Raw genomic sequence first — 12,905 nt, 5'->3', positions numbered from 1 at the left:
TAGACCCTCCTTATTCACCGCCATAAATATGGACTTGATAACTACTATCTGCTGTTTCTTTAGCAACCAATGCCTGAATATCATTAACAGAACCAATTTTAATTTCAATCGGCACGTCATTTGCCAAGTATTTCTTTGCTGTTGATAAAACTAACCGCGTAAAACTTTGCACCTGTTCGTAGCCATAAAACTGGGTGGTAATCGAAATATTTTCTTGGTTTAACTTGCCATTTTCATAGCGTAAGGTTGCTGTTACACCACTGATATTCGGGAAATAATCTTGAATTGATACCTTAAAACTATTGAAACTTGAGGCATCACTACTATTAATTGCTTTCTTATTGCCAACAGTCGGCAGCACTTCCGTTTGTACGGAAATAGATTTCCATTTAGTTATTTTACTACTATTAGCAGCCGCTGTCCCGCTCAAAAAGTAACTTCCACTAACTAATGAGTCTTTTGCAGCTTTAGAAAATAGACCAACTGTAATCGGCACATTCTTTAATGCTTTACGCTGCCGCAAGCGAGCAATAATTTGCGCTGCTGCTTGTTGACCAGTTGATTTTTGCGCAGAGCGCGAAATCGCTGCCTGATATTCAGCACCATTTTTAGTCTTTTGGTAATAATCAACCGAGTTCATCGCTAGACCAATGCTGATTCCATTAATATGGTAGTTAGAACCAGATCCTGTTAAATAATCTTGCTCTAAAATTTCTTCCAAATAGTACGGATTGTAATTTTTTTTAGTGCCTTCTGCTGGGTTAAGCCCTTGCGGATTAGACTTAGACTTGCGTCCTAGCCACTCATTAGCCGTTGTGGCACTAATATATTGACCTTCCTGAAAAACATTGGAATTAGTAGAATAAACATCCTTAGAAATTTGGACTAATCCGCGCTCAAGTTCACGCGTATCAACCGAATTATCATTAGCGGTTGCAGTTAATCCAGAAATCGGGCTGGTAAGATAATGACCGTTCTTTAATAAAACCGTATAGCCATTGCTTCCCGTGTCAGTTGTTTGATACGTTTTAGCCTTTGAGGTAGACGAGGTCTTCGCATTATTGGCCAAATCCGAGTTTTTCAAATTACCGCAAGCTGTTAAGGTTAATGCTGCTCCCAGAAGCGCTAAAACGTGCACATATTTTTTCAATTTAGTTATTCCTTTATTTGATTTGGGCAATTGCTTCTTCTTCGGTAAGAACCGGAACTCCAAGCTGTTGGGCCTTAGCAAATTTGGAGCCGGCGTCTTTGCCATAAATCACATAGTCCGTTTTACTAGAAACCGAGCCCGTTACTTTGGCTCCTAAAGAGTGCAACTTCTTCGTAAATTCACTCCGTGTGAAGTGAGCAAGCGAGCCCGTCAAGACAACCTTTTTACCTTTAAAGTAATTGTCGGGGATTTCGGCAGTTTCTTCCGCAGTTGCTCCCAGATAATTCATATTGACGCCACGGCTAGCCAACTCATTAATTAATTGGTCAACTTCTGGCTGGGCAAAATAAGTTGTCAAAGATTCAGCAATTGTCATGCCTATTGTAGCGATTGCGGCAACATCTTGCACGCTAGCAGCCATAATCTTTGTCATATTTTTAAACTTTTGCGCAATTAAGCGGGCAGCCTTAGCACCAACATGGTCAATACCAAGTCCTGTCAGCAATAATTCAACCGAGTTTTGCTTTGAATTAGCAATCGCTGTCAGCAGATTATTAATCGATTTTTCTTTAAAGTGATCTAGCTTAGCCAAATCATCTGCGTCCAAACGATACAGGTCAGCAACATTGTGAACTAGGTCATTGGTAATTAACTGCCGGACAATTTTAGGTCCCAAACCATCAATATTCATCGCTGGCCGCGAGGCAAAGTGAGTAATTCCTTCCTCAATCTGAGCTGGGCACGACGGATTAACGCAGCGCAGCGCAACTTCACCCTCAAGATGAATCAGCTTTTGCTTGCAAGAGGGACAAGTTGTTGGAATTGGGTATGGCTGCGAGTCTTTAGGCCGCTTATCAAGGACAACCTGCGAAATCTCCGGAATAATATCACCGGCCTTGTGCAGTAATACCGTATCGCCAATTCGCACATCTTTTTCTTTCAATAAATCGGCATTATGCAAAACCGCGTGTGAAACAGTCGTGCCAGCCAGCTGCACGGGATCCATGATTGCCGTCGGTGTTACAACACCGGTGCGACCCACAGTCCATTTAATCTCGTGAACCACGGTTTCTTGCTCTTCCGGTGGGAATTTATAAGCAATTTCCCAGCGTGGAACCTTGACCGTGTTGCCCATCGTTTGCTGCAGACTTAAGTCGTCGACCTTCAGGACAATCCCATCAATGCCATACGACAGCGTGTCACGCTTAGCTGTATATTCGTCAATAAAGGCAAAAACATCAGCCATCTTGGCTAACTTGCGGCCAGTTTCATTAGTATGAAAACCCAACCGAGCCATTTCACTAATCGCCTGGTGTTGACTGGTAATTTCCTCTGGTGGATTTACCCAAGTATAAATAAAGGTACTCAAATGCCGTTCTTTAGTTACCTTAGCATTTAACTGCCGCAAAGACCCAGCCGCTGCATTACGCGGATTAGCAAAGGCAGCCTCACCCTTTTCATCGCGTTCGGCATTTAATTTAGCGAAGGCTTCCTTGCCCATGTAACACTCTCCACGTACTTCCGTCGTGATTTTTTCTGGCAAAACCTGCGGAATGTCGGCGATATAGCGAGCATTAGCTGTCACGTCTTCACCAACACGACCATTTCCCCGCGTTGAGGCCCGTACCAACTTGCCAGCCGTATATTCAAGATCAATCGATAAACCATCGATTTTCAATTCAACATTATAGGCAACTGGATGACCCACCAGTTTTTGTACACGATCATCAAACTCCTGCAGTTCTTTTTTGGAAAAAACATCCCCCATCGACAACATTGGAATTTCATGATCCACTTTGGTGAACTCAGAATCAATCTGGCCCCCCACCTTTTGTGTAATCGAATCTGGTGTCACTAATTGTGGAAACTGCTGCTCAAGTTCAACTAATCGCTGGTACTTTTGGTCATAAACATTATCTTCAACTTCAGGTGCATCTTGAGAATAATAGGCTTGCGCCCATTTATTAAGCACTGACCTGAGTTCAGTGACTTCTTTTTTGGCCTCATCAAGAGTTAAATCTGCCATTGTCTTCCTCCTGATTAAATCTTTAACTATTAATTTAATTATACCTTTTTAATCGGTGCAAACGCTGCTAAAAGCCGCTTAATTCCCTTACCAGTAAAGGCAATATCAAGCTCCATATCCTCGCCTTTGCCGTTGACCTTGGTTACAACGCCGCGACCCCAAGCCTTATGTTCAACTTGATCGCCAACATTCCAGCCCTTCTTTTCGGCACCGACAGCACCAGCAGGCTTAACTTTAGGCGTGTAGACCTGCGCACGTGCTCGTTCATCAGCCTTGGCAAATGGAGCAGTTTGTGCTTGAAAGCCACTGGTAATCACACTACCAGCGTTAGGATTTTCTACCTGCATGTCTTTTGCATCAATTTCTTCCAAAAATCTTGACGGTGGATTATTTTGCATGCGTCCAAACATCATTCGCGAATACGCATTAGTCAAAAATAGTTCTTGGCGTGCGCGCGTAATGCCAACGTATGCCAGACGGCGTTCTTCTTCAAGTTGATCATCCTCAAGCAGTGCCCGCGACAATGGGAATAAACCATCTTCCATCCCGACTAAAAAGACAACTGGAAATTCCAGTCCCTTAGCCGCATGAAGCGTCATCAAGGCAACTTGATCATCATTATTTGCCAAATCATCTTGGTCACTCAATAAGGAAACTTCTGCTAAAAAGTCACTCAGCGGGCTGTTATCATCACTTTCTGCTTCATATTGGTCATCAAAGCGTTTGGTAACTGACAAAAATTCATCCAAGTTTTCTAACCGTGTTTCGGCTTCAATTGTATGCTCATTCTTGAGGGCTGCAGTATAACCAAAGTCCTGCAAAATCTTTTCTGTTAAGCCAGTTACGCTCTGGTTTTTAGCTAACTTAATGGCGTCACGCAGTTTGGCACCAAAGTCACTCAACTTAAGTGTTGCTCTAGTCGAAATTCCAGACATTCCTAGGTGATCAAACGTGTCAAGCAGTGACAAGTTATTGTCTTGTGCTAGCGCCATAAACTTATCAATCGTTACCGCGCCAATTCCACGCTTAGGCGTATTAACAATCCGGTTAAAACTCATGGCATCACTTGGATTAGCCACCAATTTTAGATAAGCCATAATATCCATGATTTCCTTACGGTCATAAAACTTATGCCCACCCACGATTTGATAAGGCACATTAGACTTTACGAAGGACTCTTCAACTGTTCGTGACTGGGCATTTGTCCGATATAAAACAGCGAAGTCACGGTAAGAACGGTGCTTTTCTTTAACTTCTTCTTGAATTTTACTAATGATAAAGTGCGCCTCATCATCACCGCTTTGAGCCTTATAATAGGTAATCTTGGCTCCTTCACCTTGATCGGTCCACAAATTCTTGGCCTTACGATTGCGATTATTTTTAATCACGGCATTTGCGGCAGCCAAAATATGACCGGTCGAGCGGTAATTTTGTTCCAATTTAACAGTCTGCACGCCAGCATCCTGATAATCATGCTCGAAGTTCATGATATTTTCCATATTGGCACCGCGCCAACCATAAATTGACTGGTCAGCATCGCCAACCACACAGATATTCTGGTATTGCGCTGCTAATTCGTGACACAATTCATACTGGGCCTGATTGGTATCCTGATACTCGTCAACCAGTAAATAGCGGAATTTGTTTTGGTAATAATGCAATACAGTCGGATCTTGTTTAAACAAAACCAGCGTCTGCATAATTAAATCATCAAAGTCCATAATTTGATCATGCTTCAGCCGCCGCTGATATTCCGAATAAACCTTAGCAGCCATTTTTTCAAATGGTGAGCCCGCACTTGCCTTGTATGCACTAGGTGTTAATAAGTCGTTTTTAGCATTAGAAATTGCGGACAAAATTCCTCGCGGCTCATACATTTTAGGGTTAATGTTCAGCTCTTTTTCAATATGCTTGACCAAGGTTAACTGCTCAGACGAGTCAGCAATCGAAAAGTTGTGGCTATAACTAATTTTATCTGCATCACGGCGTAAAATGCGCACGCACAATGCGTGGAAAGTCGACATCCAAATATCATTAGCACTTGGCCCTAACAACTTCTGCTCACGCTCGCGCATCTCACTGGCAGCCTTATTGGTAAAAGTTATCGCTAAAATATTCCACGGCAATACACCCTTGACCTCAACTAGATAGGCAATCCGTCTGGTTAGCACAGAGGTCTTACCAGAGCCCGCACCAGCGACAACTAAGAGAGGTCCTTCGGTAATCTTAACAGCCTTTTTCTGCTGCGGATTTAATCCTGCTAAAATTGATTCTTCGCTCATTCTAATTCCCTTCACAAAAATTTTTTCATAACTAGTTTATTGTATCAAAAATAAGGGCACTAACTGGAAGTCCCCGCCTTTTAATTATCATATTGGTCAAGATTGTACTGCTTAATTAAGTTGATTAACTTATCCGCGTAATCAGGGTCGGTGGCGTAGCCATCTTCGACTAGTGCCTGCGCCTGCTTACGGTAGTCTTTGGCAGCCAGTACGTGCCAGTACTGCTTATTATTCCAGCTGGTACCCTTTTGGAAAAGTTCGGCATGGGCCCGAATTGATGCTTCATAGGAATCATATATTTGGAAGCGTGCCTTAACTACAATCCATTTGCCCTTAACATACTCTTTAGTTGTTAAAATCGCCGACGTATTGGGATTAGTCCCTTTAACACCAAACAGATTATTATATTTTTGCGATAAACTGCTTTGGCCATAGTCACTTTCAAGGCAAGCTTGGGCAATCGTAATGCTCGGCAAGAGGTCATAAGACTTGTCAACTTCCTTAGCAATCGGTCCAATTTGCTTAATAAAAGCCTTGTGCTGCCTGATGATTTTTTCGCGAGCTTCTTCGCGGGCAAGCTGCTCCTGCCTAATCTGTTCAGATTGAATCGCCTGTCTGCGGTAATACCGAAAGGCCACAAAGGCAATAATTAATAAAAATAAAATGATAAATGCTCGCAAGATGATTTGCCAACTAGATTGTGCCTTGTGTTTACGTCGTTTCGCCATAAAATTTTCCTTACTTAAAACATGATTACTTTAAGTATAACCTGTCTTGGTCGTAAATTTTGCAATGTAATTAATTTTTAAAATAAAAAGAGCTATTCCTTATAGAATAACTCTCTTAAACAAAAAATGGAGCCGTAGCTCCATTACTTAGTGCGGGCAAGAAGACTCGAACTTCCACGATCTAAAAACGATCACAAGATCCTTAGTCTTGCGCGTCTGCCATTCCGCCATGCCCGCGACACAAACAATACTATAACGCAAAATCGACTTTTGCACAAGAGTTTTTTGTGCCTTTTTTGAAAAAACTAATCAACCATCTGTTCCCGAACATAGCGCGCATATAATTTGTGCGTTGCCAAAAGTTCTCGGTGAGTGCCATGTCCTGTGACTTGACCGTGCTCAATAAAGTAAATTTGATCGGCACTGACAATTGTTGCTAACCTGTGGGCAATCACCAGCGTGGTTCTGCCAACCATTAGCTGGTCAAGCGCCTGCTGAACTTTGCCCTCGGATTCCGAATCAAGACTAGCAGTGGCTTCATCAAGCATTAAGATCTTCGGATCCCGCAAAAAGGCACGAGCAATTGCTAGCCGCTGCTTTTGTCCACCCGACAATTTAATCCCCCGTTCACCAATTTCGGTCTCCAGCTGATGCGGAAACTCACGGACAAATTGGTCGGCATATGCCAAGGACAACCCGCGCCATAAATCGTCATCGCTTAATTTTTGTTCCAAGCCATACTGCAAATTATCACGAATTGTCCCCGAAAAGATGGCGCTGTTCTGGGAAACATAACCAATCTGCGACCGCCAATTATGCAAATCAATTGCCGCAATGTCTTGCCCGCCAATCGTAATTTGCCCACTAGCAGGTTGATAAAAGCGCTCAAGAAGAGCAAAAATCGTTGATTTACCACCGCCGCTGGGACCGGCAAAGGCAACAACGGTATTCGGCTGCGCGCTAAAAGAAATTGACCGCAAGACCGGTTCTTCAGGATCATAACTAAACTGCAGATTACTGGCAACTAAAGTCTTACCCTCGACATCAACCTGCTCGCCAGTCTGACCCTTTTCTGGTTGTAATTTTAAAATTTCCTGAATCCGTTCCGTTGACCCCATCGCCTTTTGTACCTGTGAAAAGAAGGTCGCAAAGTTTGCAACTGGTGCAATCACATTAAACAAATAAAGAATAAAAGCTACTAAAGTCCCAGAAGTCAGTGTTCCTTGGCTCAGGCGCACAATTCCGTATGCTAAAATTCCAGCAAACACCGCCATCATAACGGTGGTCATAATGGGCTGCAAAATAGCTTCAACACGGGCATCTTTAATCCCAATGGCAAAAATACGGGCAATAAAATTTTTCCCGCGTTGCTCTTCAAAGTGTTCCCCGTTGCTGGCCTTAATTAGCCGTACCTCGGACAGCTTTTCGCTGACATCACCATTAAATTCGGCTGTCGCCGTCTGCAATTTCCGTCCAAGACGCGCCATCACGCGACCAATCGGAATCAAAATGGCAACCACTACCGGCACGCTGATAAACATCAATGCTGCCATGCGCCAATCCATCACAAACAAGATAATAATGGAAAACAGCAGCTGAATAGCACCAGTAATAAAATTAGGAAACTGCGAAGCAATCAAATCCTTAATAATTCCCGTGTCATTAACTAACCGCGAGCTGCTTTCACCGGCTTTATTCATATCAAAATAAGAAACCGGCAGCTGGAGCAAGTGCGTCCATAACTTTTCACGTAAATTTTTTACGGCACTTTCGCCAAAATAACGCAGAATATAGCTGCCGATAGTGCCCAAAATTAATTGCACCACAAAAATCGCCACTAAAATTAGCAGCATCTGCACGTTAAACTTGGTTAGACTGCTCGTATCCACTAATTGCTTAGTTAACAGGGGCAACAGTAGATTAGCGCCACTGGTAATCAAGCTGAAAACAAGGCCTAATGTAAACAGTGCTTTTTTCAGATTAAGTCCCTTTAACAGTTGGAAAAAATCTCGTAATTTAACTTGCTGCGCTTTATTTTTGCGTGATGACAATGCCATTTAATTACCGACTTTCGTTTAAATAAACAAAGAGTCTTTCACTGATGGAAAAACTCTTAATTATTATTTTTAATTATCTTTCATCATCTTCATTATGCCAAAAATCACGCCAAAAGTCGCGGTTGCATTCATGCCCATAATGATTAGCACACGAGCGGTCAGTCTGCTCCCAATCACGGCAATGATGACGCCAGCGGTGCATCCCGCGACAAAATCGCTCTCGCTCCTCTAGCGAACAATTGCGCTCACGCATCTGCGTCCGCCACTTAGCCATTGCCGCAATCCGCGTTGCTGGGTCAACAAACTTCTCAGCTTGCTCCTTGAAATCGGCATCCCAGCCAGCCGCAATTTTTTCTAAATATTGGCTAAACTTGGTTTGCTCCTCAGCTGTTAAGCCAGCAAAAAAATCAGCTTCAGGGTTTGCTTGGCGCTCGTCACCTAAATCAGCAACCCGCTCTTTACCGGCGGCGGTCAAATATACCCGTTTAACCCGTCTGTCATCAGGGTCAGTCTCTCGCTTAATCTCGCCTTTTAGTTCTAGCTTTTTTAATAACTCTGCTAATGATCCCGGCTTAAGTGCCAAGACCTCAGCCAAATAATTTTGCGTCAAACCATCTTCTAGATTTAAAACAGCCAAGACTCGTCTTTGCCCAGAAAATGGTTGTTTATTTTGGTACATAAAATAGCGGCTGGCGCGCATAATAAAGGTTAATTGTTTCATTAAGTTTTGATTTGTCGCACTCATTTTAACTCTCCCTTAGTAATTTTATTAGGTACCTAATCTTTATGCTTTGAATTATAGTTTGGTGCCTAACAGTCTGTCAAATAAAAAAAGTCACTATTCAGCTAAAGCTGCTGTTCAATGACTTATTTATTAACTAATTTTAAGTTGCCACCGCACTTGCCGCAGCGATAACGGTGAACATTAACTTGGCGAACTCGGGCATATTTTTGACCGCACTTTTGGCAAGCATAAAGATACTTGCGCTTTTGCTTTTTAGCTAGACCAATATCTGGGGCAAAACGCGACCCGCCAACCTTATTTAATAAGTACTTAAAGTCGCTGTCGTGGTGATGATACCCGCGCCCGCTCAAATGCAAAAAATAATGCGTCAACTCATGCTTAATAATGCCGATTAATTCTTGGCGATATTTCGGAGCCAAAAAGTGCGCGTTGATTTCAATTCGGTGATCTATTAGGTGGTAACGCCCGCCAGTAGTCGTCATGCGGTAATTAATTTTTACTTGATGCATAAAAGGCTGGTCAAAATCCTCTAAGGCAATTTTTTCGACCAACCTTTGCAATTCTTCTTCAGTCATTATTACCTGAAAAAGCGCGCATACATAGCTGCTTGGTGCTTAGTTTTAATCCGGACTTTCAGTGCTGTCACCAGTTTACGCTTGAGCGGTTTAGCCCCTTCCATCCACGTTCCCGTAAAGACATGAATGGTCTTACTCTTAGCTGAAGGATTGCACAAAATGCTATCAGGATAAACATGAATTCCAGTTTTTAAGACTTGTTCCTGATTGTTGGCAACAGCACCATACTTTTCTTTTAGAATATCGGCAACCGACACAGTGTTAACACCTGCAAGCTGATTTTGACTATTAAAAGTAAAATTGCGGTTGTCATAGTAAGCCAACATCTCCTTTAATAGCGGGTGCTTAGGCTCAGCGCCAAACACAGCAGTAAACGGATTAGCCCGATTCTCAAAGCCCACAAAGGCTTGATTATTCAGTAAAGAAGTTAAATCATCCAACACTAAAACATCGGTGTCTAAATAAATGCCGCCCATTTCGTAAACAGCCTTGGCACGAATATAGTCGGACACAAAGGCCCATTTTTTAGCCTTGTAAGCCTGCTCAACGTACTTGTTTTCATGGATGTCAAAATTCTGCTCGTTCCATTCAATAATTTGATAGCCTTGCAGGTGCTTTTGCCATGTTCGCATACACCGCTGAATATTCTTGGGCTTAGGATTGCCGCCAACCCACACATAATGAATAATTTTAGGAATCATCTTTAACCTCGTTTAAGAAACTTTCTAATTAATTGCACAATATCTTGATTAAAGTCAAGCCGCATCATAAACATTAAAGCAATGTAGAGCACAAACATGATAATTGACTTAATTGCCATATCTAAAAACGCTGACGAAATTAGCTGTGGTAATAACATCCCTGCCACTAACACGATCGCTGCAATGACAAAATATTTAGGCACTTCTTTAAAAGAATATCGAAAGTCATAGCCATCACGCACAATCCACAACCGTAAAATTAGCACAACAAATTCGGTAATTAAAATTGCGACCATTGCTCCAGTAGCACCATAAAATCGATCTAAAAAGAAGCTCAGCACAACTTCCAAAACCGCGCCAACAATTACCGGCAGCGCGTAATCCCGATCGCGATGATTGGCCAAGGCAAACTGATTGGCAAAGACCCCACCTGTTGGAATCATTACAATTGTTAACGTAAAGAAGAACATTAGCGGAGCCATCGGCGTAAACTTAGCACCGAAAAAGAACGGCACAAATTCCCGTGTATTTGCCATGATAATCACCGCAAACATGGTTCCGAGCCAAACAGTGGCCTCAAGCGATTTTTTCAAGACAATCCGCTGTTCTGCCTTACCTTCACTCGCCATCTTCGGCATAATTACCAGCGAAATACTGGTGATAACTCCCAGAACCATATTGGAAATTCGCTGCGAGTTATCATAAAACGCCACCTGCGTTGAATTTTGAAAGATTCCTAAAATTGGTTTATCCAATGACGTATAAATTTGGGTGGCAATCTGCGGAATTAACAGCGTAATGATGGCTTTAATTGTAGTTTGATACTTATAAAAATGCTTGACTGGCCCACCAACGAAGCGGTGAATATCAAACCAAAAGACAAATGAGCCTAACATTGTCGACACTGACATAATCAACATGTACTTCCACAAGTCACCAGTAGTCTTAACCCAAAGTAAAATTAAAATTACCGACACTAACTTGACCGCCGTGTTTTTTAAAACAACACGACCAAATGCGGCAAGCCCTTGAAAGAACCATGAAATATCCACTTGAGCTGAAATTAAATACGGTACCATTAACAGTAGATAATTCCAATATTTAATATGAAACAAACTGGCAACCGCAACTACCAGAACAATTGTCACGACCCCCGCTAACGCCTGAAAGTACCATAGTCCCCAAAAGGCATCGGTCAGCTCCTCTTTAGTACCAAACGCGCGTGTTTGCGCAATTGTCCGCATCCCAATATACGAAATTGACAATGTACAAAAAATCATCAAAAACTGCATGATATTATTTACATTGCTATAGATGCCATAGGTTTTTGGCCCTAAAATTCGGGATAAATAGGGCACCGTAATTAGCGGTACTAACACAAGGAAAATTTGGTAAACCGCATTATATAAAATATTTAGAAATGTTTTTTTCACAATTTTTCCTCTAATAATTTTGCGTCATGAAGTCAAAAATTTGCTCGCAAGCTGATTGCGTAGATGCTTGACTAGTTAACAAGCGCCAATACTGCCGCTTATTCTTGTAATCATCCTTGCCCTGTGCTACCTGCTTGAGCGCTTTAAGCAACTCATCTTGAAGCTTAACGCATTGCCCCGGCACAACTTCTTCATACGGTCCCATGAGCAAGCCACGCGTTTGTTCGTATTGCTCAAGATAATTAGTAATAAAAATCTCGGGCTTGTCCAAAGTCAGATAATCAAAATAAATCGACGAAAAATCCGTTAGCAGAAAGTCGGTCGCGCCAAGTAATTCATACAAATCATAATCATTTTCAACTAAATAATCATTATTTAAAAAGGCAATATTAGAAAACTGGCTGCTTAACTGGTTAAAAAGCCGCATTTCATAGGGATGCAGCTTGACAATTAAATATTGGTGCTGCTTTTTGAGTGTTTCATTTAACGTTGCTCCATCAAAGTCAGCTAACGCTAAAAAATTTCCCGTCTTAATTTGGTCAAGGACATTTTGATCATCTAGCTCATAGCGAAACGTTGGCATGTAAATTCCAACTTGTGCTTGCCTATCAGTAACATTAAACAAGTCATGCACTAACTGCTGCTTACTAATTACCGGATGACTCAAGGCATCCAGCCGCGGAAAACCAAGCTTACGATATTGCGCGGCATTAATGCCAACACAGGCACTCATCAAGGTTTCATATAAATCCGAGCTTGAACAAACGACATCCGCCGTTTTACGCCATAATTTAGAATTGCGCCGATTGTCCCTAGCCTTAGTATTATTAGCCATGATCCCCATTCGCTTCAAGGGAATGCCATGCCAAAATTGAATATTAACCTGACTTTTGCGAATTTTAAAGGGTTGGTGCGTCGTCAAAACGAACTTGGCCGCACCGATTTCCCGCCAAGTTGTAAAGGATAAGTGCGACGTTGGCCACGGTTCGACCAACGTGACCGGGTAATCGGGATGATGTGCCCGCACATATTTGGCAAACAAATAACCGTTAGAACCGGAACGACCTGCACCGTTGAGAACAACAATTTTTTTGTTATTTATTTTGGTAAAACGCGCAAAAAACCTCATTACCTGCAAGTAAAGCCGAAACAAAAAACTTTTCATAATCCATCTTTCCTAAATAGTCTCTCTTAAGCCTACAAAAAAA

The 12,905-nt window shown here is 42.2% G+C and carries 10 protein-coding genes and 1 tRNA gene; all 11 read right to left on the bottom strand.

Annotation, left to right across the window (positions count from 1 at the left end; all coding sequences use genetic code 11):
* Positions 1-10 precede the first annotated feature (10 nt).
* Positions 11-1,150 carry a CamS family sex pheromone protein gene (locus OZX76_RS02540; protein WP_277180657.1) on the bottom strand — a complete coding sequence of 380 codons (1,140 nt, stop codon included), beginning with the start codon at positions 1,148-1,150 and terminating at the stop codon, positions 11-13.
* 13 nt (positions 1,151-1,163) lie between these two features.
* Positions 1,164-3,176, bottom strand: a complete 2,013-nt coding sequence (gene ligA / locus OZX76_RS02535; protein WP_277180655.1) for an NAD-dependent DNA ligase LigA — start codon at positions 3,174-3,176, stop codon at positions 1,164-1,166.
* A 38-nt stretch (positions 3,177-3,214) separates the two neighbouring features.
* Positions 3,215-5,458 carry a DNA helicase PcrA gene (pcrA, locus tag OZX76_RS02530; protein ID WP_277180652.1) on the bottom strand — a complete coding sequence of 748 codons (2,244 nt, stop codon included), beginning with the start codon at positions 5,456-5,458 and terminating at the stop codon, positions 3,215-3,217.
* Positions 5,459-5,538: 80 nt separating this feature from the next.
* Entirely contained in the window at positions 5,539-6,186 is a 648-nt protein-coding gene (locus OZX76_RS02525) for a glycoside hydrolase family 73 protein (protein ID WP_277180649.1), read from the bottom strand.
* Between the two features lie 151 nt (positions 6,187-6,337).
* Positions 6,338-6,423 (bottom strand) — tRNA-Leu (locus OZX76_RS02520).
* Between the two features lie 68 nt (positions 6,424-6,491).
* A complete protein-coding gene (locus OZX76_RS02515) occupies positions 6,492-8,243 on the bottom strand; it encodes an ABC transporter ATP-binding protein (RefSeq protein ID WP_277180647.1) in 1,752 nt (583 codons plus the stop codon).
* Between the two features lie 73 nt (positions 8,244-8,316).
* Positions 8,317-8,988: a MarR family winged helix-turn-helix transcriptional regulator gene (locus OZX76_RS02510; RefSeq protein ID WP_277180645.1), complete on the bottom strand. Its 672-nt coding sequence runs from the start codon at positions 8,986-8,988 to the stop codon at positions 8,317-8,319.
* 122 nt (positions 8,989-9,110) lie between these two features.
* Positions 9,111-9,563 (bottom strand): SprT family protein, encoded by a 453-nt coding sequence (locus tag OZX76_RS02505; RefSeq protein WP_277180643.1) that lies wholly within the window; start codon positions 9,561-9,563, stop codon positions 9,111-9,113.
* Positions 9,564-9,565: 2 nt separating this feature from the next.
* On the bottom strand, positions 9,566-10,264 hold the full coding sequence (locus OZX76_RS02500; RefSeq protein ID WP_277180641.1) for a glycosyltransferase: 699 nt from the start codon (positions 10,262-10,264) through the stop codon (positions 9,566-9,568).
* Between the two features lie 2 nt (positions 10,265-10,266).
* A complete protein-coding gene (locus OZX76_RS02495; protein WP_277180639.1) occupies positions 10,267-11,697 on the bottom strand; it encodes an oligosaccharide flippase family protein in 1,431 nt (476 codons plus the stop codon).
* A gap of 10 nt (positions 11,698-11,707) precedes the next feature.
* Entirely contained in the window at positions 11,708-12,862 is a 1,155-nt protein-coding gene (locus OZX76_RS02490) for a CDP-glycerol glycerophosphotransferase family protein (protein WP_277180637.1), read from the bottom strand.
* Between the last annotated feature and the right edge of the window lie 43 nt (positions 12,863-12,905).

It is taken from the genome of Lactobacillus sp. ESL0677, from assembly GCF_029392875.1.
Classification (GTDB): domain Bacteria; phylum Bacillota; class Bacilli; order Lactobacillales; family Lactobacillaceae; genus Lactobacillus.
This window is presented reverse-complemented; position numbering and strand designations above follow the sequence as displayed.